This is a genomic window from Fulvivirga lutimaris (genome assembly GCF_009711525.1).
GTDB lineage: Bacteria > Bacteroidota > Bacteroidia > Cytophagales > Cyclobacteriaceae > Fulvivirga > Fulvivirga lutimaris.
In genome coordinates this window covers 1-23,186 of the sequence record NZ_SMLV01000374.1, presented here as the reverse complement: position 1 = coordinate 23,186, position 23,186 = coordinate 1, and the positions used below count along the sequence as shown (strand labels likewise).

Genomic DNA, 23,186 nt, shown 5'->3' with positions numbered 1-23,186 from the left:
AAGTTAGCTTAATGGGTTACTTTAACAAACGAGGACGAATAAAATGAGATGACATTCCAGAATTGGGAAAAAGTTTTTCAGTAGAACGTCAAAATTCTGTAGGAAACAACGCTTTTAAGTGTGGAATGGAAGTTGAGCTTGTCATTTAATTAAAGAAAAATAACAAACTATTTGGTAATACTTAATAGATTTGAGCCGACATTTATATTGCTATATGAGATATTTACTGATAATAATATTTACATTATTTGGAGTAGTTCAAGTTTACTCGCAAACAATAGATTTAGCTGGAACTTGGAGTACTGCTAATGTATGGGTTGGAAACACACTCCCTACATTGAATAGCTCTATTGATATAGACACTAAAAATAACGGAGGAGGCGATAAGTTTCAAGGCGGTGAAGTGTCAACAGTCGATGGTGACTATACAATAGGAAATATGACTTGGGAAGATCAAACATTAACTGTTTCAAACCCATATACATTGAATTTGGGAAGCCAAACACTTTTTGATGCTAATCCTACTTCAGTAAAGAAAAATTTTATTGCTAATAATAATTCGACTATCAATGTTCCAGCTGGAGCAACAATGATAATTTATGGTGATCTTGATGTTAAAAATGGCCTTACTCTGAATATTCAAGGAACTTTTATAGTTAAAGGTGACTTTGTTGCTGATAATAATGCTGCAATTGTGGTTGCAGGGGGAGGTAGTATTGGAATAGATGGTGATTTAACTTTAGGGGGTGGTACAACATCGATTTCTGGCCCTCCTGGTTCAATTACAGTTGGTGGAACCTGTACTGCAGGAAATGGAGCGTGTGGATCAGCTGCTCTTCCAATAGAGCTTTTATCATTCATTGGGACTGAATTAAAAGGAAAAGTAAGCCTAAAGTGGTCAACTGGATCAGAAGTTAATAACGACTATTTCACAATTGAAAGATCTTCTGATGGCTTGAATTACCAATCTATAGCAACAATAGGCGGTGCAGGAAATAGTTCAGAGGCTTTAGAGTATCAATATGTCGATAAAGACCCATTATTTGGCAGGTCTTACTATAGGTTGAAGCAAACTGACTTTGATGGAGCTTCTGAAGTTTTTGCGCCAATTGCTGTGGATTTCACCTCGCTGTCTACTGGAGATATTACTTTTACTAACCCTGTTATGGCCGGAGAAGAAGTAACAGTTTATTTAAATACTGATGAATCAGAAAATCTCAAATTGAGCATATTCAATATGGTCGGTGAGAAAATTATTGATCAGAACTTTTCTGGAGTATCATATAGCTTCCAACTGAGTGCAGATGTGAAGCCAGGCATTTACTTTCTAAAGGTTTCTTCATCAAGTACAGAGAAAACAGGCAGATTAGTCGTGAATTAATTGAAAAAACATTTTAGAACAAAAAAGGTGAATGTATCTACATTCACCTTTTTTGTTGAGCTATGTTTAGTAAACTCCTTACTTCTTTAATAATTCAGGCAGGCCTTGCAGGATATCTTCTGTCATGGCCTTCAGGTCAAAGGATGGTTTCCAACCCCAGTCTGACCTTGCCTGAGAATCGTCAATCGAATCTGGCCATGAGTCAGCAATTTTTTGCCTAAAATCTGGATTATAGGTTATTTCAAAGTCAGGCATTTGTGATTTTATCTGATTTGCAATTTCCACAGGTGAAAAGCTTATGGCACTGACATTATAGCTGGACCTTACTTTTATTTTATCACCATCAGTCTCCATCAAGTCAATGGTTGCTTTTACTGCATCGTCCATATACATCATGGGTAAATAGGTGTCCTCTGAAAGGAAACACTCATAGCTGCCTTCTTCAAGGGCCTTATAGAAAATATCAACAGCATAGTCGGTAGTCCCACCACCTGGCTTCGCCTTATAACCTATAAGTCCTGGATATCTGAGGCTGCGTACATCAACGCCATATTTTTGGTGGTAGTATTCGCACCATCTTTCTCCAGCTAATTTACTGATGCCATAAACAGTATTTGGATCCATAACTGTGTTCTGCGGTGTATCCACTCTTGGTGTTGAAGGCCCAAATACGGCTATTGAACTTGGCCAATATACTTTGTCTAATTTCTTATCCTTAGCCAGATCCAAAACGTGGATTAAACTCTCCATATTGAGCTGCCAAGCTAATTTTGGATCACTTTCTCCCTTTGCAGATAATATTGCAGCTAAATGATAGACCTGAGTTATATTGTGCTTTTCAGCTATTTCGTAAAGTCTTTGCCGATCCATTGCGTTAAGCAATTCAAATGGCCCTTCTGCTATCTTGCCTTCCGGTTGCTTCAAATCTGAAGCAATGACATTTTCCTTGCCGTGTAATTCTCTTAAGGCTAGTGTTAATTCTGAACCCAACTGACCTAACGCACCAATAACCAATACTTTGTTCATAGCTTTTTCAATAAGTGCTGCGAAATTAAGAATTTCACTCAAACGATTGAAATACTATTCGTGCTTTACTTGACCAAGTTTATATATTTGTTGCTCCAATGAGCTTCGAAGATTATTTGAAAGATAAAAAAATTGATTCAGCTGCTTTTAAGCAGGGGGACATTGAGCTTTGGAATGATTTTAAAAATCAATTTGAGCAAATGCACCCTAAGAGTTTTACTGCACAAAAGCTCTTTCTCATCAATGAGATTAGGAGGAAATATATTCTTAAGATAGTTGAGGAAGCTGAAATTACTGAAGTTAAAAAGCCTTCAAGGCCTGTAATGAAAAAAGTGGGGAAACCAGTTATTAAAAAATCTGGAGATGAGGAAGCTAATAAACCTAAGAAGCCACAACGGCCAGTTATGAAAAGACCTAAAATGAAATGATATGTATACTTTAAAAGAAAAGTTAAATTCTGAAATAGAAGATATTAAATCATCCGGATTATATAAAAAGGAAAGGGTGATCACCACACCTCAGGGAGCGGATATAAAAACCACAGAAGGAAAAGAGGTAATTAATTTTTGTGCTAATAATTATCTAGGACTCTCATCACACCCGAGAGTTATAGAGGCGGCTAAGGCCGCAATAGATACACATGGTTTTGGTATGTCTTCAGTAAGGTTTATCTGTGGCACACAGGATATTCATAAAGAATTGGAGTCAAAGATTTCAACTTTCCTGGGTACAGAGGATACAATTCTCTATGCTGCCGCATTTGATGCCAATGGTGGAGTTTTTGAACCGCTGCTAGGGCCACAGGATGCGATTATTTCTGATGCGCTTAATCATGCTTCTATTATAGATGGGGTTAGATTGTGTAAGGCCATGCGTTATAGATATAATCATAATGACATGGCTGACCTTGAGTCTAAGTTGAAAGAAGCACGTGATGCTGGAGCTGAGCATATTATGATTGTTACCGATGGTGTATTTTCAATGGATGGAACAATAGCTCAATTAGACAAAATTTGTGATTTGGCTGATCAGTATAAGGCTATGGTCATGACGGATGAGTGTCATTCAACAGGTTTTATGGGTAAGACGGGAAGAGGTGTTCATGAGCATAGAGGTGTAATGGACAGGATTGATATTATCACAGGAACTTTGGGTAAAGCTCTCGGGGGTGCATCTGGTGGATTTACTTCTGGAAAGAAAGAAATCATTGATTTGTTAAGACAAAGGTCAAGACCATATTTATTCTCAAATACCTTGGCACCTTCTATTACCGGTGCTTCGATAGCTGTTATTGATATGCTAAGCGAAACCACTGATTTAAGGGACAAACTTGAAACCAATACAAAATACTTTAGAGAGAAGATGACAGCTGCAGGTTTTGACATTAAGCCAGGAGAGCATGCAATTGTTCCAATAATGTTATATGAGGCGCCATTAGCTCAGAAATTTGCTGATGCTTTGTTGCAAAAAGGCATTTATGTAATTGGATTTTTCTTTCCTGTTGTACCTAAAGGTCAGGCTAGAATTAGAGTTCAGATTTCAGCTGGACATGAAATAGCGCACTTAGATAAAGCAATAGAGGCATTTAAAGAGGTAGGTAAAGAATTGGGCGTAATTTAATTACGCCTTAGCTTCTTGCCCGATCGGATTGTTGGCAGTTTCCTTATCAGAAACTTCTGTTTTGGCCTCTACATTCTCGGGCTTGGCAGTCAGATATTCGTTAATCATCTTTCTCAATTCCTGAGGAGAAAGGTTACTGAAAAGCTGACCATTTTTTGTCAGTGATAACTGACCTGTTTCTTCAGAAACTATTAAAATAACTGTGTCAGTAACTTCAGACATACCCAAAGCCGCTCTATGTCTAAGCCCAAATTGTGCCGGTAGGCTATCACTTTCCGAAACAGGTAAAACACACCTTGCGGCTTTAATTTTTCCCTTGTGAACAATTACGGCACCATCATGAAGAGGACTGTACTTATTAAATATTGAAAGTAACAGTCTTTTAGATAAGAAAGCATCTATAATATCTCCTGATTCAGCATAGAACTTAAGTTCAGAATCACGCGAAAAAACAATTAAGGCGCCAGTGTTTGTTCCACCAAGTGATTTTGCTGCTTCAATGATCGGTGTAATGTTATAGCCTTCACGATACTCTTTGTTCTTCCATAAGAAGATATTTTTGATGAAACCAGTGCTTTTATTGAAGTCTGTGGTTTTCCCTATTAGCAGTAAAAATTTTCGTATTTCGGGCTGGAATAAAATTATGGCTGCAAGAACACCAACACCCATGAACTGACCTAGAATCAATCCAAGAAGCTCCATTTGAGCAGCTCTTACTATCAGATAGATCAGGTAAAGTGACAGGACTCCTAAGAAGATAGTAACAGCTACACTTCCGCGCATAAGTTTATAGACTTGATACAATAGAATACTCACAAGGAGTATATCTATGATATCTACCCAACTAACTTCTAAAAATCCTATGCTAAACAGAAAAATCAATCTAAAATCACCTTTTTAGTTTACATACGTTAAATTAAACAATTTGACCGTTTCTACGGCCTCTTTTACATCATGAACTCTTAAAATATTTGCTCCCTGCTGAAGGGCAATCATATTTAAAGCAGTTGTTCCATTTAAAGCTTGACCTGCATCGGTATTCAATGATTTATAGATCATTGACTTTCGCGACAGACCAATTAGCATTGGCAGCTCAAGCATTTTAAATGCATTTAGCGATTTTAAAAGCTGAAAGTTTTGCTCAATGTTCTTAGCAAATCCAAAACCTGGATCAATAATAACGTCTTTAATCCCTCTTGATTGTAGATCTGAAATTTTGCCTTGAAAGTAATCCAGCATTTCTAAAACCATATTCTCATAATGAGCCTCTTCTTTCATGGTTTGTGGTGTTCCTTTCATATGCATTAATATATACGGAACCTTAAGCTGGGTAACCGTATCGAACATGTCCTTGTCTAAATTACCACCCGAAATATCATTGATTATGTCAGCTCCTGCTTTTACAGCTTCTCTGGCCACCGATGATCTGAAAGTATCAATAGAAATATAGGTATCCTGAAGTGTGGACTTAATCAATTCTATTACGGGCACTACTCGGTCAATTTCTTCCTGAGCAGAGATGTCATCCGCACCAGGTCTTGAAGAGTATCCACCAATGTCAAGAATAGAGGCACCATCTTTAACCATTTTATTAGCAATAGAAATGGCACTGCTATCTTCTTTTACTCTACTTCCACTATAGAATGAATCAGGGGTAACATTGAGAATTCCCATTACCAAAGGGCTATCCAATGATATTAGATTTCCGCGAAGGTTAAGTGTCTTTTTACTCGAAAAAAATGTATCTTGCGCCACTTCTAAAGCAGTTTTTGTTATAAAAGGATTCAGCGTTGATAGACAAAACAGTAAGCGAATATACACAGGTAATAAAGGAGTGTAAAGCGCTTTTCGAAAAGAAAACCAAAGATTACGGTACAGCATGGAGAATACTTAGATTACCCTCCATAACAGATCAAATTTTTATAAAAGCCCAAAGAATAAGGTCAATCCAGGATAAGGGAATGCAAAAGGTAGGGGAGGATATCACCAATGAGTTTGTTGGTATTATCAATTACTGTATCATCGCCATTCTACAATTGAGGTTAAAAGGGAATGAAGAAATGAGCCTTTCTTATGAGGGGTTGGAACCTCTTTATGACAAAGTTGTTGAAGATACATTAAGCCTACTTCAGAATAAAAATCATGACTATGGCGAGGCATGGAGAGAAATGCGTGTAAGCTCCATTACAGATATTATATTGATGAAATTATTCAGAGTTAAGCAGATAGAAGATAACGAGGGTGCTACGCTTGTATCAGAAGGTGTAGAGGCTAACTATCAGGATATGCTTAACTATTCAGTATTTGCATTGATTAAGTCAAACTTTATTTAAGATGTTTAAGAAGATAATAGATATATTCTCAAGAGTATTTGTTGGTGGGTTGTTCATTTTTTCTGGACTGATCAAGCTGAATGATCCAATTGGGACAAAGATTAAGCTCGAGGAATACTTTGAAGTATTCTCAAGTGATTTTGGCTCTTTCTTTGAATGGTTCATTCCTATGGCACTTCCTATCGGGATGGTGCTAATAGTACTAGAGCTAGTGCTAGGAGTTGCTGTGCTCATCAATTATAAAATGAAATTGTCAATGACGGTTATGCTGTCGCTGATGTTGTTTTTTACATTTCTAACATTCTACTCTGCTTATTTTAACAAGGTTACAGATTGCGGATGTTTCGGAGATGCAATACCATTAACCCCTTGGCAGTCTTTTTATAAAGATGTTATTCTAATGGTTTTTGTAGCACACCTGTTTTGGTACAGAAATAGTTATGAGCCAATGTTGAAAAGCAGCCTGTCACAAATAATTGTTGGGGGAACAACCATTGTCAGTTTTATAGTTGGAATTGTGGCTATTATGCATTTGCCCTATATTGATTTTAGACCTTATAAAATTGGTAATAGCATACCTGATAAAATGATACCTGAGGAAAGCCCTATTGTACAATATACTTTCGAAAAGGCTGGTGAAGAGGTGGAGGCTTTAAAATTTTTAAGTGCTGATGAAGGGTATAAGTATGTAAGCTCTAAGGTACTTAATGAGAAAGCATCTACTGCAAAAATTACCGACTATCAGGTGGTGAGTGTTGAAGGTGAGGATTTTACAGAGGAGACCTTTACAGGAAACAAGCTGCTGCTGCTTTTCTACAACACTCAGTTTGATGATAAGGAAAAGATGGATCAAATAAATGCTTTAATAGAGGGCTTGGAGAATGCAGAACCAATGGTGCTTACTTCCTCTGGAGAAGCTGAATTTGAGGCTTTTAGACATGAATATCAATTAGCCGTTCCATACTATCTGACAGATGCGACTGTACTGAAGGCGATGATTAGATCAAACCCTGGTGTTATGCTGGTGAGACAAGGTATTGTATTTGGTAAATGGCACCATAATGATGTGCCAACAGCTGAAGAAATCAATGCGCTTACCAGATAAAGTTATACTCATTGGAATGCCTGGCTCAGGCAAAACGACTTTAGGAAAGCAAATAGCTGAAAGTTTATCACTGCCGTTTTTCGATCTTGACTCAATCATTGAAGCAAGTGTAGGGAAATCCATTAAATCAATATTTAAAGACGATGGGGAGGAGCATTTCCGAAAAATTGAGTCTGAGGCCATAAGGAACTTTCTTTCAAGTCATACTAGGTTTATTATGTCTTCTGGTGGAGGCACACCGTGTTTCTTTGACAACATGGACAGAATGGTTGAGGTTGCAACTGTAGTATTTATCGATGTGCCAGAAAGTACATTAGTTGAGCGACTGCATACAACAAACATTGCAGAAAGGCCCTTGTTGAGTGGCGCGGATTTAACTAAAAAAATAAAAAACACCCTTGATAAAAGAAGGGTGTTTTATGAAAGAGCTCACTTCAAAATTGCCGGATCAATAATTTCGGCACCAGAAGTAATTAGTCTTTTAGAAAAAGAATCCTAGTGTAAAGGCGAATCCTGAATTTTGGTTATTCACTACTGCCTGTTGACCAGGGTATGGTGATACAACAGATTCTTTACCTTGAGAGGTTAAGATTGTCAAGTCTGCAAAGAAATCTTCGGTTCTTATTCCACCGCCAAAGTTAAATTTGAGTTGCCGTTGATCTACATTATCGTCAATTGGATCAGCAAGCATTGAAACACCACCCCTAAATCTGAATATTTCATACCTGAACTCAGCACCTAAGCGGTAGTTTATACTTGATTTATAGTCACTTATTCTACTATTCTCGTCTGAGAACGATTCTCCCGCAGAGGGATTTGATAAATTAGCTCCAGCATAATTTATCGTTTCTATATCCCCGGTAATAAATCCTAGCTTACCAAAAAAGTATGTTGCACCTAGTTTTAGTCTTGATGGCGTTGTTACGACATAGTCGAAGGGCTCGTAATCATAACCATAAGACTCCTGCACATTACCTGCGTAATTAGCAGTAAGCGTAATGTCTCTTATTTGCTCAATAACATAGTAAGAAGGTGTTGAATAGCTTAAGCCAACTAATAATGTGTTTATGGGTCTACCAATTAGCCCAAAAGTAGCAGATATACCTGTTCCATTTTGCTCATAATTATCTTCCAGAACAATGCTGTTCAAATCTGCATTGGTTGGTCTTTCAATATACTCTCTCTCAACCCTTTTGGTCATTGTAAGTATGCCTATATTTCCACCAAAATATAATCTATCATCATAGTTACCACCATAAGCTATGGAAGTTTGATAGGCCGCACCCCTAGAATCAATAGTTTCGCTTTGGTAAACAGGAAAGTTAGCCTCGCTATAAGCTGGTACAGGATTGTTATTCCCATCCAGAATTAAATTTCCATCATCGTCAGTGGCATAGAAGTCTCTATCAACAAAGTAGTCGCCATTTCCATCTTGAAAAGGACTAATCAAGAAAGTCTCATAGGCCAGTTCTGCAAAGTCATTGTCAAAACCTATATTGCCATTATTATCAACATAAGAACTCAAGGCTGCATACTCTACAAAATCTGCCGGTCGACTTGGATCAAAAACTATCTCTCCGTTTTCTACTGCATTAGAACTATACCCTTCATACCTGATTTGATTTTGAAAATCAGCCACTCGGTTTATGCTTATTCCAAATGCCCCACCTTTAAATTTCCCAGAACCATTGTCATTTTTAATTACCGCGCCAAGATTGGCAAAGTTGAAATTCAACCTACCTTCAGAAATTTCCGTGCCCTGATATCTGGATGATGCATTTAAATAATTGAACGAAGGAGTAAATGAAAATACAGATTTATTGAAGAAACCAAGCCCTGCAGGGTTGGAGGAGGCTGCACTTATATCACCTCCTAAAGCCGTTTGAGCTTCCCCAAGACCTAGTATTCTTGCTGTTCCTCCAGGACTAGTCTGACTTAGTTGAAGTGCAGTGCCAGCAAAGTCACTTGCGTCCTGCGCATGGCCATAATTCACGCAAAGCGCTGCCATGCTTATAATTATAAGCGCTGATTTTAATTTCATGTTAATAGTATTTTGAGCTATTAATTACCTCTTCTTGAACCGCTAGATGATCTTGAGCTTCCTGAAGATGATCTAGAACCGCTGCTTCTTGATCCAGAGCTTCCTGAAGAAACGCCACTTCTGCTTCTTGATCCAGAGCTTCCAGAAGATGTTCTGCTGCCAGAGCTTCTGTTACTGCCACCAGTTGAAAAACTGCCAGATCTGCTTCTTCCTGAATTACTTGGTGTACTCCAGTTAGATCTTGATCCAGAGCTTCTGCTATTACCGTAGCTTCTTGAGCTATTTGATCTGGTATTACCATAAGACCTTGTACTGTTGGTAGACCTTGAATTATCAAAACTACCGTATGATCTAGATCGGCTATTTGTAGAAGGTCTAGAGTATGTTCTAGACGTACTTGAAGACGATGAAGTTCTACCGTTGTAGGTTGATCTGGAGTTTGTACCTGAAGATGAACCATCAACAGAGCTAGATTCTTGCGATCTTCTATAGTAGCTAGATCTGCTACTTACATTATTCGAATATCTGTTTCTTGCAGAAGAGTTGCTGGCTGTTCGGCCGTTTGTTCTTCCATTATCTATAGTGCTAGAAGATCTTGAGCGACTTGCAGATCTACCATTATAAGCAGTCCTATTTGATCTTGATGGGCCAGAACCTCTTGTGAACGATCTGTTACCTCTAGACTCGTAGTTATTAACTACTACAACTCTGTTATAAGGAGAGTAGTACGAGTTATAAAATCCACCATATGGGCTGCACCATGGATCATAAAATCCTCCGCCCCAGCCATAACCAATTCTCCAGCTGCTTCTCCAACCACTATATCCCCAGCCCCAGCCGGTACCGAATCCAATAGAAACTGACCATCCCGGACGGAATGCCGGACGATAATATCCACCATAGTAAGGTCTATATAATGGGTCGAAAATTGTTCCTTGGTAGTAAAATGGATCACTCCAAAATACATCAGAGTAATTGTTGTAGTATGTATAGTTACCTCTATAATCTCTTACATAGTAGTTAGCATTACTTATATAACTATCTGTTACTGAGCCATAATCATTAAAGTCCTCTACATAATACTCATCCTCATCATATCCATTATTTCTTTCATATTCATCTGCAGAATATCTGGAAATGTATTCAGGGTTGACATTTTTTTGAGAAAAACTCTCATTTGGGTCAACATCTTTGAAGTTGGTCTGAACATTTTCGACTTTTAAGTCGTCTGGATTAGTTGCCATGTGCTTTTTCTTGGCTTTACGATCTTTAGGTGTGAAATACATATCATCGTATTCCTGGGCGATAACCTGCCCACTTATGACAAGAAAGGTGGCAATAATCAGTGTAAGAGTTCTATTAATCGTTTTCATGGCACTTTTTGTTTATGGTTACTAAACATAATTTATTAAACGAGAATTCCCAAAAGCAGGGTTATATATCATTATATTTGCTCGCAATAAATATTTATTCTAAAACAAACAAAAAACATACCAGAAATTAGTTATGGCGAAAGGATTACCAAAAAGAAGTGAAGATTATTCTCAATGGTATAATGAATTGGTGAAAAAAGCTGATTTAGCGGAGCATTCATCGGTTAGAGGTTGCATGGTAATTAAGCCTTACGGGTTTAGTATCTGGGAAAAAATGCAAGCTGCACTTGATAAAATGTTTAAGGACACCGGACATTCAAATGCTTACTTTCCATTATTTGTGCCAAAAAATCTTTTTGAAGCTGAGGAAAAGAATGCAGAGGGTTTCGCTAAAGAATGTGCAGTAGTTACTCATTACAGACTAAAAAATGACCCGGATAATAAAGGAAAACTAATTGTTGACCCTGAAGCTAAACTGGAAGAAGAGCTTGTTGTGAGGCCAACAAGTGAAGCGGTTATCTGGAGTACTTATAAAAACTGGATTCAATCTTACAGAGATTTACCATTACTTATTAACCAGTGGGCTAATGTTGTTCGTTGGGAGATGAGAACAAGACTTTTCTTGAGAACAGCAGAATTTCTTTGGCAGGAAGGTCACACTGCACACTCAACTAAAGGAGAGGCAATTGATGAAACTAAGCAAATGCTGGAAGTTTATGCAACGTTTGCTGAAGAATTTATGGCAATGCCTGTGCTCAAAGGGGTAAAAACAGAGAGTGAAAGGTTTGCTGGAGCTGAAGATACCTATTGTATAGAAGCATTGATGCAAGATGGGAAGGCATTGCAGGCAGGGACTTCACATTTTCTCGGACAAAACTTTGCCAAGGCATTTGATGTGAAATTTGCTGGCAAAGATGGTAAAGAGGAATATGTGTGGGGTACTTCCTGGGGTGTTAGTACAAGATTGATGGGTGCATTAATTATGGCTCATTCTGATGATGAAGGATTGGTATTGCCTCCAAAATTGGCGCCTATACAGGTGGTTATTGTTCCAATATTTAAAGGAGAGGAGCAATTGGCTCAAGTTAGCGAAGTAGCCGAAAAATTGAAAAAGGAACTTCAGGCACTGAACATCAGTGTTAAGTATGATAATAGAGATACGAGTTCCCCAGGTTGGAAATTTGCTGAGTATGAGTTGAAAGGAGTACCAGTAAGAGTGGCTATAGGACCAAGAGATTTGGAAAATGGCACTTTAGAGATAGCTCGAAGAGACACTAAAGAGAAGGCGATATTTAAAGTAGAAGATGCTGTTGCTCATATCAACCAATTGATGACAGACATTCAGGAAAATATCTATAAAAGAGCAATTGATTTTAGGGCTGACAATACCACAGAAGTAGAGACCTATGATGAATTTAAGAAGGTTTTAGATTCTAAAGGAGGTTTTGTACTTGCACATTGGGACGGCACAGCAGAAACAGAAGATAAGATCAAAGAAGAAACCAAAGCTACTATTAGATGCATTACGCTAGACTTTAAAGAAGAAGCTGGAACTTGTATGTATTCAGGGAAACCTTCAAAAGGCAAGGTGGTATTTGCCAGGGCATACTAAGAAGCATCACAACAAAGCAAAGAGGTCATTATGAGAATAATGACCTCTTTTTTTGCTATATGTCAGTTAACCGACTCAAATAAGTCAACACCTACATGTTAAGTCCGTTATCTTGAAGCTGATATGGGAGTAAACATAATTAAAGATATAAGGGGCAAGGACAGGTTGATGTTGGTGGTCCTAATTGGCATAGCCGTTTTACTTGTTTATTTCATTGCTTCATCACACTATTTGAGTTTAAGAAAATCAAAAGAGCATGTTTTACAGAAGTTAAGGTCTGTAGCGGTAACGGCAAGTATGATGATCGATGGAGATGATCATCAATATCTTTCGAGGAATTACAAAAGGAAGAATGACTTGATTGATTCAAAAGATGATTCCGTTTATATGGAGCTTCACCAAGTGCTGAAAAACATTAAGGAGCTCAACAATCTAAGCAGTCCAATTTATACTATGGTGTACAATGGTAAGTCAGATGAATATGAGTTTATTATTACCTCTTCTGACGAGCCGTATTACCGTCATATGTTTGTCAATTATCCATCGCAGCTAAAAATGAATTATGCTTATGGTGGGGTAATAGATGAATACCAGACAGAAAACGGAACATGGCTATCGGCCTTTGCACCTATAAAAAACTCGAAAGGAGAGGTGGTGGCTAACTTGCAGGTTGATGAAAAGTTTGATGACTTTATTGCAGAAGCAAATGCTGATCTGGTAAAAAATATAACGGTGACTTCGGTTTTATTTGTGCCGTTTATGCTCTTCTTATATTCATTCATGAAACGGACCTTAGAGAAAGAAGAACAAAGCAAACATATGCTTGAAGAGCAGAATGAAGAGATTCAACTTCAGAATGAATTAATAAAAGAGTCAAACCTCAAGCTTGAGGAGGCTAATGCCATTGTTAAAGCAAGAAATCTGAATCTTGATAAGATTGTAAAAAAGCGAACCGAGGAGCTTACTTTAGCCAATGAAGATTTAGCTACTTTTCTATATAGATCATCGCACGATATCCAAGGGCCAATTGCTTCGATAAAAGGGATATACAACTTGGCAAATTATGATCTTAATCCATCAAAAGAATACCTCGGCATGATCAATGACAGTGTTATGCAACTGGACACGAGAGTGAAAAGTATTAATGCAGTATTTGAAGTTAAACAAAGAAAGGTTGAAAAGACTTCAGTCGATTTGAAGCAGTTTATATCAAAATTCATAGATGTACAGACAGCCCAAATTGGATGTAAAGACTATGAACTTTTTATAAATATCGATGAAGGATTGGCCTTTAAGATAGATCAACTTTTACTAGAAATAGTATTGAGCGAATTAATAAAAAACTCATTTCAATTTAAATCAGACAACAGGCTGGTATTGATAGTCGATGCAAAGAAATTAAACAACAAATTGTTTAAAATTACCTTCTCAGATAATGGGCAAGGCATAGCAGATGAAATTAAAGGAGAAATATTTGACATGTTTAAAAGGGGGCATGAAAAATCACAAGGTTCAGGTCTTGGACTTTATGCTGTTAATCTGGCAATAAATAAGCTAAATGGTAAAATTGAAGTTTTTTCGGATGGTGGATCAGGCACCACTTTTGAAATAACTTTACCTATTGGTTAAATGGTAACAATTGTGACATTTTCTAAAGAATAGATTGAGTTAATTTGCAATTGTTTATGAATACCCGTGTTAACGTTATTATTCCAGCCTTCAATGAAGAGAATGGAGTTGGTTCTGTCATTAAGGAAATTCCTAAGGGTTTGGTTGAAGAGGTGATTGTAGTTAACAATGCTTCAACGGATCAGACAGAAACAGAAGCAGTCAAAGCCGGGGCAACTGTCCTGAAAGAAGAAGTTAAAGGATATGGCCGAGCTTGTTTGAAAGGCATGCATTATATCTCTGTGAAGGAGGTTAAACCAGACATAGTCGTTTTTATTGACGCGGATCATTCTGACTACCCTGAAGAAATGTCTGACCTTTTGAAACCAATTATAGATGATGATGTTGACTTTGTAATTGGTTCCAGAGCTCTGGGGAAAAAGGAAAGTGGAGCTATGACACCCCAGCAAGTATTTGGCAATTGGTTAGCAACAAGTCTAATGAGGTTGTTTTATAATGTTAAGTTTACCGATCTTGGGCCATTTAGAGCAATAAAGTACGAGAAATTAATGGCTCTGGACATGCAGGATAAAACCTATGGATGGACTGTAGAGATGCAACTCAAAGCAGCCAAAATGAAAATGAAATGCGTGGAGGTTCCGGTGAACTATCGCAAGCGAATTGGGTTTTCAAAGATATCTGGTACTGTAAAAGGTACTATCTTAGCAGGCTATAAAATTATTTGGACTATACTAAAGTATTTGTGAAGTAAATGGAGTGGATTGTAATCATATTATACTGTGCTACTTTGCTGTTCATCTTCTTGTTTAGTATCGGTCAACTACACCTTGTAGTGCATTATATAAAAGCTAAAAGTAATCAGGTAAATACACCAACTCAGTTAAAAGATCTACCTATTGTAACTGTTCAGCTTCCAATCTATAATGAAAAGTATGTGGTCAACCGACTTATAGATGCAGTTGCTGCTTTTGATTACCCAAAGGACAAGCTAGAAATTCAATTGTTGGATGACTCTACTGATGAAACCGTTGATATAATAACCCGAAAAATAACTGAATGGAAGGCTAAAGGATTAAACATTGAACATATACGCAGGCCAGATAGAGTTGGTTTTAAGGCCGGGGCATTGCAATATGGGATGCAGATTTGTAAAGGAGAATTTATAGCCATTTTTGATGCCGATTTTGTTCCATCTCCTGATTTCCTGATAAAGACTGTTAATCAATTTGATGATAATACTGGCGTTGTACAAACGCGTTGGGGTCACCTTAATAAAGATTATTCAATGCTAACCGAACTTCAGGCTTTTGGCCTTGACGCACATTTTTCTATTGAGCAATCAGGTCGCAAACATGCAGGTAGTTTTATCAATTTTAATGGTACTGGGGGAGTTTGGAGAAAGCAGTGTATTATAGATGCTGGTGGCTGGTCAGCTGATACATTGACTGAAGATCTCGATCTGAGCTACAGAGCACAACTCAAAGGATGGAATTTTAAGTATTTAGAAGATTGTGTTGCTCCTGCTGAATTACCAGTAATCATGTCTGCAATAAAGTCGCAACAGTATAGGTGGAATAAGGGAGCAGCAGAGACTGCCAGAAAGAATCTTTGGAAGGTGCTTAAATCTAAAATCAAATTTAGCAGCAAAGTGCATGCAGTCTTTCATCTATTCAATAGTTCCGTGTTTGTTTGCTTGCTGCTAGCCTCTATACTTAGTATACCAATGCTTTTTATTAAAGATGCTAACCCAAAACTAGAATTGATATTTGATCTGGGTAGTATATTTCTTTTAGGCTTTTTCTCCATTGCTTTCTTCTATTGGGTGGCTTCAAAACAAACAAACCCAATAAACACAAAAAGGCATTTTTTCAGAGTATTCCCAGTCTTTATTACAGTTTCCATGGGCTTGTCATTACACAATGGCCTGGCGGTTTTAGAAGGTCTTTTTGGTTTTAAAAGTGACTTTATCAGAACACCGAAATTCAATATTGTTAATAAGACTGACAGTTGGAAAAATAATATTTATGTCAAACCGAAGATCAATTTACTAATTATTCTCGAAGGCCTTTTAAGTTTATACTTTATTGGAGGTATTGCTGCGGGTGTGATGCTCCAAGACTGGGGTTTGATGCTTTTTCACATTATGCTGGCTCTTGGTTTTGCTACAGTATTTTATCAGTCGGTGAAAACGATAAGCCATGCCTGAAAGGGTCAGTTTAAATAAGCTCTGGCCTGTATTTGCTGTTTCAGCAATTCTATACTTTTATTTTTCCTACTTTCTTGAGCGGACTCAGACTTACCATATATCAATTGTCTACACTACGTTATTTGGAGTGTATTTATGGGTTGTGTATAGAGAGTGGGAGGCAAAGGATTTGCTGGTCCTCATATATTCTGCCATCGCTTTTAGAGTACTATTGTTGGCTTCATTTCCCAACTTATCAGATGACATTTATAGGTTTGTTTGGGATGGAAAGCTAATTGGCGCAGGTATTAATCCTTTTGCATATTTACCATCTCACTATATAGAAAATAATATTTCGGTTGATGGGTTAACCGCTGAATTATATGGTAAACTCAATTCGCCAAATTATTTCACTATATATCCTCCTTTTGCCCAATTCCTTTTTTGGGTAGGCGCAGCCCCTACTAATTCCATATTGGTTAGTGCGGGTATAATTCGCCTCTTTATTATCTTGGCTGAAATAGGAAGCATATTTATAGGGGTAAAACTTTTGAGACAATGGAAACTGCCGGAGGCCAATATTTTGATCTATGCGCTAAACCCGCTTATAATTTTAGAGTTGACAGGTAATCTACACTTTGAAGCATTTATGATCTTCTTTTTGGTTGCAGCCATTTATTTTTTAAAGCAGTCGAAACTATTAAATAGCGCTGGATTTTTAGCACTATCCGTTGCAGCGAAGCTGCTACCATTAATGCTGCTGCCGGCTTTGCTAAAGAAGATGAAAGTGAAAAAAACGGTAATACTTTACGCTCTAACCGGACTGTTTATAGTCATTTTATTTACACCACTTTTAAATAGTGAATTCATTAATGGAATGAGAGAGAGTATCGGTTTGTACTTTCAAAAATTTGAATTCAATGGCAGTATTTATTATCTCGTACGCGAGTATGGTTATTGGGATAGGGGCTATAATATTATTGAAACAGCTGGTAGGGATTTGGCGCTTTATAGTCTGCTTGGAATCTTGATTATTAGCATCTTCTATCCAAGAAAACTTTCGATAGCATATCCGTGGTTGCTTTTACTGACTTTTTACTTACTTATGTCAACCACTGTGCACCCTTGGTATATTTCTTCCTTAGTCATGCTTAGTATTTTTACAAAGTATCGCTATGCAGTACTTTGGTCATTTTTGATTTTCTTTACCTATGCCGGTTACACGGCTGATGGTTTTAAGGAACAATTATGGATCACTGTGGTTGAGTATGTGGCGGTATTCGGATTTATGGCTTATGAGATTTTTGGTAAATACAGATGGAATTTGAATTATGAAAATGAGAATCATTAATGTAGCTTCTTGGCTGATTGTATTATTAACCAATGCGTGTATGGGACAAAAGACATTTGATGAAAAGATAACATCATTGCTAAATAATACAGTGCCTGTCATAAAAGAAGAAGAGCTTTCTAAACGCCTTCAAAGTGAACATATTAATTTGTTGGATGCTCGATCAAAAGAGGAGTTTGAGGTTAGTCATATAGATGGTGCGAAATTTATTGACTATGATTCTTTTGATAAGGAAATGCTCAAAGGGTTGTCAATTGACGATACAGTTGTTGTATACTGCTCGGTTGGATATAGGAGCGAGAAAATAGGCGAAAAACTACAGAAGCTTGGCTATAAAAATGTGCTTAATCTTTATGGGGGTATATTCGACTGGAAAAATAAAGGGCATGAGGTAGTTGATACTAAAGGTATACAAACTGATAGCGTCCACACTTATAATAAATCTTGGTCGCAGTGGCTTTATAAAGGTGTAAAGGTCTATGACTAGGCTTTTAATCATTTTTGCCAGAAACCCGGAACTCGGAAAGACTAAAACTAGGCTTGCAAAAACATTAGGTGATGAGACGGCACTTGCTATCTATTACAAATTGATAAATAAGGTTCAGGAAGTGACCGCAGATTTGCCGATTGACAAGGCTGTTTATTATTCATCATTCATAGACAAAGAGGACAGCTGGGACAACAATAAGTATCAAAAGTATCTACAGAAAGGTGCTACGCTTGGAGAGAAGATGTATTATGCTATTGAGGAGAGTATTACAAATGGGTACCAGCAAGTAGTTTTGATAGGCACGGATATTTATACGCTTTCTGCTGAAATCATTATGAAGAGCTTTGACTTGCTAAATGTGAATGATACTGTGTTAGGGCCTGCTGAGGATGGTGGCTATTACTTAATTGGAATGAAGCGTCCAGAACCTTCAATATTTGGACTAAAAGAATGGAGTCATTCAGAAGTGTTTTCTCAAACTGTAGAACTCATTAAAAATCAGGGAATGTCTTACGGTACAACCCAAGCACTTAGTGATATTGATGAACCCAATGATCTTAAGGGTACTGATTTGGAAGCACTTATTTAAAAGTTCTTTTGCATATAAAAAAACACGACCAATCAAGGCCGTGCTTTACATTTGGTTTAAGGTTGAATTTATTACTTCACAAACTGGGCTTCTTCAGTACTGCCGCTCATGGCAGTTGTTGAAGAGTTGCCCTGTTGCACAATATTTTGAATACTATCGAAGTATTGGGTACCTACAAAAGTCTGATGTTTTACAGCTTTAAAACCATCAGCTTGTAATGCAAATTCTCTTTCTTGCAATTCACTATATCCAGCCATTCCTCTAAGTCTGTAAGCTTTAGAAAGCTCAAACATAGAAGTGTTTAAAGCATGGAAACCTGCAAGGGTAATGAACTGGAATTTGTAGCCCATATCTGCAATGTCTTCTCTGAAGCTTTCCATTTCACTAACAGATAACTTAGCTGCCCAGTTGAAAGAAGGAGAACAGTTGTAGGCAAGCATTTGTTCAGGGTATTTTTCTCTAATTGCCTGGGCAAACTCACGCGCCATACCTAAATCAGGATTCGATGTTTCCATCCATATTAAATCAGCATAAGGTGCATAACTTAGGCCTCTATTGATACCTTGCGCTAAGCCATTTTTCACCTCATAGAAACCTTCAGATGTACGTTTTCCTGTTAAGAATTTGACATCTCTCGGGTCAATTTCAGAGGTTATTAAATTGGCAGCTTCTGCATCTGTACGAGCTACCAGAAGGGTAGGAGTGTCCATCACATCTGCAGCAAGTCTGGCGGCTACAAGTTTATTAATAGCTTCCTGAGTAGGTACCAAAACTTTACCTCCCAGGTGCCCACATTTCTTAGCTGATGAGAGCTGATCTTCAAAATGAACACCTGAAGCACCAGCTTCGATCATGGCTTTCATGAGTTCAAAAGCATTCAAATTACCACCAAAACCTGCTTCAGCATCTGCTACAATTGGTACCATCCAGTCGATATCTGATTCACCAGTAACACTTTGAATCTGATCTCTGCGCATCAGAGCATTGTTGATTCTTTTCACCACCTTAGGTACTGAGTCAGCAGGGTAAAGTGACTGATCTGGATACATCTCTCCTGCAAGATTGGCATCAGCCGCCACTTGCCAGCCACTCAAGTATATGGCTTCCAAGCCAGCTGTTACTTCTTGTATCGCCTGATTTCCGGTAAGTGCTCCAAGGCCAGCAACAAAAGGTTGGCTATTGAGCTTCTTCCATAGTTTTTCTGCACCTAGCTTCGCCAATGTGTGCTCGACAATCACTGACCCTCTTAATTTTACCACATCTTCTGCGATATATGGTCTTTTTACATTTTTCCAACGTGGATTCGTCATCCAGTCGTTATACAATATTTCTATTTGGTCTTCTTTGGTCATCATGGTTTCAGTCGATTAATTGGTAAGCATTTAAGGTTAAAAATTCCTGGAAGTCATTGGTGAGGACGAGTTCATCAAAAAGCTCTATGGCTTTTTTGAACTGTCCGTTTTTATAGTATTCTTCTCCCACATAGGCTTTGATTTTTACAAGCTCTTCGTTTTTCAGTTCCTGATAAAGCGTTTCATCTATCTTGCGTCCATCTTCGAGCTTTGCCTTACTTTTAATCCACTGCCAAACCTGGGTTCTAGATATTTCGGCAGTGGCGGCATCCTCCATCAAATGATAGAGGGCAGCAGCACCATTGCCTTGCAGCCAACTTTCAATATAAAGTATACCAACATTGATATTAGTTCTAAGTCCAGCCTCTGTGATCGTTCCTTTAGGTACTTTTAATAGATCCTTGGCTGAAATAAGGACATCTCTTCTCTTAATATGAATTTGGTTTTTAGTAGGCATGTGTCGGTTAAAAGCGCTTTCGGCCACTCCAACCAAATCCGGATGAGCTACCCAGGTGCCATCATGTCCCATTTTTACTTCTCTTTCCTTATCCGCCATCACCTTTTCAAGCGCTATTTCATTAGCCTCAGGATCAGATTTAATAGGAATTTGAGCTGCCATGCCTCCCATGGCATGCACACCGCGTTTATGGCATGCCTTAATTACCGCTAATGCATATGACTTCATGAAATGAACGTCCATGGTGATTTGTGCTCTGTCAGGCATGATAAAGCCTTCAAGATTTTTAAATTTTTTGATATAGGAGAAAATATAATCCCAACGGCCACAGTTCAGTCCTGCGCTGTGTTCTTTTAGCTCAAACAGAATTTCATGCAATTCGAAACTGGCTGTGATAGTCTCAATGAGCACAGTGGCTTTGATAGTGCCTTGAGGTATATTCAAATAGTCTTGAGCAAAAACAAAAACATCATTCCATAACCTTGCTTCAAGGTGTGATTCCAATTTTGGTAAATAGAAATAGGGGCCACTACCTTTATTAATCAGGTTTTGAGCATTGTGATAGAAGTAAAGACCAAAATCCAACAAGCTGCCACTAATGGGTTGGTTGTCTATAAGCAGGTGTTTGTCTTCTAGATGCCATCCTCTTGGCCTAACAAATAGTACTGCCGTTTCTTCATTAAGCTGGTATAGCTTGTTTGTTTTAGGATGTTCGTAAGTAATAGTACCATCTACTGCATCTCTCAGGTTGATCTGACCTTGAATAGTATTTGTCCAGTTTGGACTGTTACTGTCTTCAAAGTCAGCCATGAAAACCTTTGCTCCAGAGTTAAGGGCATTGATAATCATTTTCCGTTCTACCGGACCGGTAATTTCTACTCTACGGTCAAGTATGTCCTGCGGAATTGGTGCGACAGTCCACTCACTTTCTTTTATGTTTTTTGTGCTTTCAAGAAAGTCAGGCATATGACCTGAGTCGATGGCTCTTTGGCGCTCCACTCGGGCTTTCAAAAGTTCTAGACGCTGGGCGTTGAACTTCTGATGCAGTGCTTTAAGAAATGATAATGCCTCTGGAGTAAGTACAGTGCTGAAATCAGCACTCACCTCGGGCAGAATTTTCATTCCTGTTGGGATTTTTTCAGTGGTTGCTATCATCATATTATTTGGTTTTTAAAGTTGAACGAGGAGCTAATATAGAAAATATTCTTTAATAGCGAAAATTCGCTAAAAGAAATTTTACTCAAATATTGCATATCTTTGATCTTATGATCGATGGTAATTTTTCACTGAAGCATATTTTGGGTCTCAAGGTGCGGGATTTGAGGTTGAGTAAAGGCTTATCTTTTCAGGAGATGTCTGAGAAATCAGGCTTGTCCATGTCTTATCTCAGTGAAATTGAAAAGGGTAAAAAGTATCCTAAAGGTGATAAGATCATGGTTTTGGCTTCTGCATTAGAGGTGAGCTATGATTATTTGGTCTCCTTACAGGTATCTAAAAAACTGGAGCCTGTAATTAGCCTGTTACAATCCGATCTTTTTAAGGAGTTTCCACTGGAAACCTTTGGTTTAGACCCTCAGAAAATAATTGAACTGGTTTCTCAAGATCCAGAAAAGATCAATGCATTTATAACTTCTGTGATCAATATAGCTCGTAACTATGAGATGCGCGGTGAGCATTTTTACTATGCTGCTTTAAGGTCTTATCAGGAAATGCATGACAACTATTTTAAGGAGCTGGAAGATGCAGCTGAAGCTTTTCGTAAGTCATGTGGTGTTGGTCATGATCAGACTATTGACTTCAATCAACTCGAAAGTTTATTGAAAAGTCAGTTTGATATAACCGTTGATCGAGCGTCATTATCAACCATTGCTCCTTTGCGTGATTTGCGTTCATACTATGTAAAATCAGACAAGAAATTATTGTTGAATGAGGGCTTAACTGAAGCACAGCAAAGTTTTTTATTGGGGCGTGAACTGGCCTTTCAATATTTAAAGTTTAAAAGGAGACCCGAGGAAACACCCCCACAAAAGGTCTATGGTTTTGATGCCATCCTTAACAATTACAAAGCTTCATATTTTTCTGCAGCTTTGATCATGCCAGAGTCGCAAGTTGTGGCCGACATTAGAAGTGTTGCTGCATTGCCAAAGTTGAACAATCAAATGCTTATTGACCTTATTGATAAGTACGGAGCTACACCTGAGCTATTGATGCAGCGCCTGACTAATATTTTACCTCAGCATTTTGGTATAAAGAACCTGTTCTTTTTAAGGTTTGTAGGAACGGATAACTTCTCAAAGTATGATTTAACAAAAGAGTTGCATTTGTCACGAGCGCACAGTCCGCATGCTAATGGTCTGAATGAGCACTATTGTAGAAGGTGGTTGGCAATAAGAATGATTAAACAACTTCGGGCAACTTCAAGGATGGGGGATGCTAATGAAATTATTACTGGAGCACAGATTTCCAAATACTACGGTACTGAAGACGATTACTTCTGTCTGTCGCTTGCTTTCCCTAACATTTCAAATCCTATTGAAAGCATTAGTGTGACAATTGGTTTTTATATAGAGTCAAATCTTAAAAAACGTATCAAGTTTATTGATGATCCTGATATCAAGTCCAGAATAGTCAATAATACCTGT

At 37.9% G+C, this 23,186-nt stretch carries 21 protein-coding genes; 14 read left to right on the top strand and 7 right to left on the bottom strand.

From position 1 onward, the window contains the following. Positions 1 to 214 precede the first annotated feature (214 nt). On the top strand, positions 215 to 1,381 hold the full coding sequence (locus E1140_RS10735; RefSeq protein ID WP_155183049.1) for a T9SS type A sorting domain-containing protein: 1,167 nt from the start codon (positions 215 to 217) through the stop codon (positions 1,379 to 1,381). A 78-nt stretch (positions 1,382 to 1,459) separates the two neighbouring features. On the opposite strand, the gene E1140_RS10730 is transcribed toward E1140_RS10735, so the two are convergent. Next, positions 1,460 to 2,407 carry an NAD-dependent epimerase/dehydratase family protein gene (locus E1140_RS10730; protein WP_155183054.1) on the bottom strand — a complete coding sequence of 316 codons (948 nt, stop codon included), beginning with the start codon at positions 2,405 to 2,407 and terminating at the stop codon, positions 1,460 to 1,462. Between the two features lie 98 nt (positions 2,408 to 2,505). On the opposite strand from E1140_RS10730, the gene E1140_RS10725 reads away from it, so the two are divergent. Both E1140_RS10725 and kbl read left to right on the top strand, forming a co-directional pair. Further along, a complete protein-coding gene (locus tag E1140_RS10725; RefSeq protein WP_155183046.1) occupies positions 2,506 to 2,835 on the top strand; it encodes a hypothetical protein in 330 nt (109 codons plus the stop codon). 1 nt (position 2,836) lies between these two features. Further along, positions 2,837 to 4,027: a glycine C-acetyltransferase gene (gene kbl / locus E1140_RS10720; RefSeq protein ID WP_155183044.1), complete on the top strand. Its 1,191-nt coding sequence runs from the start codon at positions 2,837 to 2,839 to the stop codon at positions 4,025 to 4,027. Here kbl and cdaA read toward each other — a convergent pair whose 3' ends face one another. Together cdaA and folP are read right to left on the bottom strand one after the other, a co-directional pair. Beyond that, positions 4,028 to 4,909 carry a diadenylate cyclase CdaA gene (gene cdaA / locus E1140_RS10715; RefSeq protein ID WP_155183039.1) on the bottom strand — a complete coding sequence of 294 codons (882 nt, stop codon included), beginning with the start codon at positions 4,907 to 4,909 and terminating at the stop codon, positions 4,028 to 4,030. Between the two features lie 15 nt (positions 4,910 to 4,924). Next, the gene (gene folP / locus E1140_RS10710; RefSeq protein ID WP_343034222.1) at positions 4,925 to 5,782 is read right to left on the bottom strand and encodes a dihydropteroate synthase; all 858 of its coding nucleotides are present in this window, start codon (positions 5,780 to 5,782) and stop codon (positions 4,925 to 4,927) included. Positions 5,783 to 5,817: 35 nt separating this feature from the next. On the opposite strand from folP, the gene E1140_RS10705 reads away from it, so the two are divergent. From E1140_RS10705 to E1140_RS10695, 3 genes are read left to right on the top strand one after another with little or no spacing between them, the layout of a single operon-like run. Then, positions 5,818 to 6,360: a DUF1599 domain-containing protein gene (locus tag E1140_RS10705; RefSeq protein ID WP_155183028.1), complete on the top strand. Its 543-nt coding sequence runs from the start codon at positions 5,818 to 5,820 to the stop codon at positions 6,358 to 6,360. 1 nt (position 6,361) lies between these two features. Next, positions 6,362 to 7,465 (top strand): BT_3928 family protein, encoded by a 1,104-nt coding sequence (locus tag E1140_RS10700; protein ID WP_155183025.1) that lies wholly within the window; start codon positions 6,362 to 6,364, stop codon positions 7,463 to 7,465. Further along, the gene (locus tag E1140_RS10695; RefSeq protein ID WP_185153528.1) at positions 7,449 to 7,964 is read left to right on the top strand and encodes a shikimate kinase; all 516 of its coding nucleotides are present in this window, start codon (positions 7,449 to 7,451) and stop codon (positions 7,962 to 7,964) included. The genes E1140_RS10700 and E1140_RS10695 overlap by 17 nt, the downstream gene beginning before the upstream one ends. Here the strand turns inward: E1140_RS10695 and E1140_RS10690 are convergent. Together E1140_RS10690 and E1140_RS10685 are read right to left on the bottom strand one after the other, a co-directional pair. Beyond that, on the bottom strand, positions 7,947 to 9,506 hold the full coding sequence (locus E1140_RS10690) for a porin family protein (protein WP_155183017.1): 1,560 nt from the start codon (positions 9,504 to 9,506) through the stop codon (positions 7,947 to 7,949). The two genes, E1140_RS10695 and E1140_RS10690, sit on opposite strands and share 18 nt — an antisense overlap. A gap of 20 nt (positions 9,507 to 9,526) precedes the next feature. Next, complete coding sequence (locus E1140_RS10685) at positions 9,527 to 10,879, bottom strand: hypothetical protein (protein WP_155183014.1); 1,353 nt, start codon at positions 10,877 to 10,879, stop codon at positions 9,527 to 9,529. A gap of 133 nt (positions 10,880 to 11,012) precedes the next feature. On the opposite strand from E1140_RS10685, the gene proS reads away from it, so the two are divergent. The 7 genes from proS to E1140_RS10650 all read left to right on the top strand — a co-directional run bounded on the left by proS (position 11,013) and on the right by E1140_RS10650 (position 18,735). Next, on the top strand, positions 11,013 to 12,491 hold the full coding sequence (gene proS, locus E1140_RS10680) for a proline--tRNA ligase (protein ID WP_155183012.1): 1,479 nt from the start codon (positions 11,013 to 11,015) through the stop codon (positions 12,489 to 12,491). 123 nt (positions 12,492 to 12,614) lie between these two features. After that, positions 12,615 to 14,120: a sensor histidine kinase gene (locus tag E1140_RS10675; protein WP_155183009.1), complete on the top strand. Its 1,506-nt coding sequence runs from the start codon at positions 12,615 to 12,617 to the stop codon at positions 14,118 to 14,120. Positions 14,121 to 14,176: 56 nt separating this feature from the next. Beyond that, positions 14,177 to 14,866 (top strand): glycosyltransferase family 2 protein, encoded by a 690-nt coding sequence (locus E1140_RS10670; protein ID WP_155183006.1) that lies wholly within the window; start codon positions 14,177 to 14,179, stop codon positions 14,864 to 14,866. A 5-nt stretch (positions 14,867 to 14,871) separates the two neighbouring features. Further along, positions 14,872 to 16,326, top strand: a complete 1,455-nt coding sequence (locus E1140_RS10665) for a cellulose synthase family protein (RefSeq protein WP_155183003.1) — start codon at positions 14,872 to 14,874, stop codon at positions 16,324 to 16,326. Then, positions 16,319 to 17,656, top strand: coding sequence for an MptA/MptB family glycosyltransferase (locus E1140_RS10660; protein ID WP_155183000.1), 1,338 nt, complete (start codon positions 16,319 to 16,321; stop codon positions 17,654 to 17,656). The genes E1140_RS10665 and E1140_RS10660 overlap by 8 nt, the downstream gene beginning before the upstream one ends. A gap of 40 nt (positions 17,657 to 17,696) precedes the next feature. After that, positions 17,697 to 18,143, top strand: coding sequence for a rhodanese-like domain-containing protein (locus E1140_RS10655; protein ID WP_246202806.1), 447 nt, complete (start codon positions 17,697 to 17,699; stop codon positions 18,141 to 18,143). Further along, positions 18,136 to 18,735 carry a TIGR04282 family arsenosugar biosynthesis glycosyltransferase gene (locus E1140_RS10650; RefSeq protein ID WP_155182995.1) on the top strand — a complete coding sequence of 200 codons (600 nt, stop codon included), beginning with the start codon at positions 18,136 to 18,138 and terminating at the stop codon, positions 18,733 to 18,735. Before E1140_RS10655 ends, E1140_RS10650 begins: the two co-directional genes overlap by 8 nt. Before the next feature lie 71 nt (positions 18,736 to 18,806). Here the strand turns inward: E1140_RS10650 and aceA are convergent, their stop codons facing one another. Both aceA and aceB read right to left on the bottom strand, forming a co-directional pair. After that, positions 18,807 to 20,087 carry an isocitrate lyase gene (aceA, locus tag E1140_RS10645; RefSeq protein WP_221412679.1) on the bottom strand — a complete coding sequence of 427 codons (1,281 nt, stop codon included), beginning with the start codon at positions 20,085 to 20,087 and terminating at the stop codon, positions 18,807 to 18,809. A 7-nt stretch (positions 20,088 to 20,094) separates the two neighbouring features. Then, entirely contained in the window at positions 20,095 to 21,699 is a 1,605-nt protein-coding gene (aceB, locus tag E1140_RS10640) for a malate synthase A (protein WP_155183051.1), read from the bottom strand. Positions 21,700 to 21,809: 110 nt separating this feature from the next. On the opposite strand from aceB, the gene E1140_RS10635 reads away from it, so the two are divergent. Next, positions 21,810 to 23,186, top strand: a 1,377-nt coding sequence (locus E1140_RS10635; RefSeq protein ID WP_155182989.1) for a helix-turn-helix domain-containing protein, incomplete at its 3' end; no start/stop codon positions are given.

Coding starts and splice junctions, on each gene's coding strand:
- E1140_RS10735 (WP_155183049.1), top strand. CDS start 215: ATGAGATATTTACTGATAATAATATTTACATTATTTGGAGTAGTTCAA.
- E1140_RS10730 (WP_155183054.1), bottom strand. CDS start 2,407: ATGAACAAAGTATTGGTTATTGGTGCGTTAGGTCAGTTGGGTTCAGAA.
- E1140_RS10725 (WP_155183046.1), top strand. CDS start 2,506: ATGAGCTTCGAAGATTATTTGAAAGATAAAAAAATTGATTCAGCTGCT.
- kbl (WP_155183044.1), top strand. CDS start 2,837: ATGTATACTTTAAAAGAAAAGTTAAATTCTGAAATAGAAGATATTAAA.
- E1140_RS10700 (WP_155183025.1), top strand. CDS start 6,362: ATGTTTAAGAAGATAATAGATATATTCTCAAGAGTATTTGTTGGTGGG.
- E1140_RS10695 (WP_185153528.1), top strand. CDS start 7,449: ATGCGCTTACCAGATAAAGTTATACTCATTGGAATGCCTGGCTCAGGC.
- E1140_RS10690 (WP_155183017.1), bottom strand. CDS start 9,506: ATGAAATTAAAATCAGCGCTTATAATTATAAGCATGGCAGCGCTTTGC.
- E1140_RS10685 (WP_155183014.1), bottom strand. CDS start 10,879: ATGAAAACGATTAATAGAACTCTTACACTGATTATTGCCACCTTTCTT.
- proS (WP_155183012.1), top strand. CDS start 11,013: ATGGCGAAAGGATTACCAAAAAGAAGTGAAGATTATTCTCAATGGTAT.
- E1140_RS10675 (WP_155183009.1), top strand. CDS start 12,615: ATGGGAGTAAACATAATTAAAGATATAAGGGGCAAGGACAGGTTGATG.
- E1140_RS10670 (WP_155183006.1), top strand. CDS start 14,177: ATGAATACCCGTGTTAACGTTATTATTCCAGCCTTCAATGAAGAGAAT.
- E1140_RS10665 (WP_155183003.1), top strand. CDS start 14,872: ATGGAGTGGATTGTAATCATATTATACTGTGCTACTTTGCTGTTCATC.
- E1140_RS10660 (WP_155183000.1), top strand. CDS start 16,319: ATGCCTGAAAGGGTCAGTTTAAATAAGCTCTGGCCTGTATTTGCTGTT.
- E1140_RS10655 (WP_246202806.1), top strand. CDS start 17,697: ATGGGACAAAAGACATTTGATGAAAAGATAACATCATTGCTAAATAAT.
- E1140_RS10650 (WP_155182995.1), top strand. CDS start 18,136: ATGACTAGGCTTTTAATCATTTTTGCCAGAAACCCGGAACTCGGAAAG.
- aceA (WP_221412679.1), bottom strand. CDS start 20,087: ATGACCAAAGAAGACCAAATAGAAATATTGTATAACGACTGGATGACG.
- aceB (WP_155183051.1), bottom strand. CDS start 21,699: ATGATAGCAACCACTGAAAAAATCCCAACAGGAATGAAAATTCTGCCC.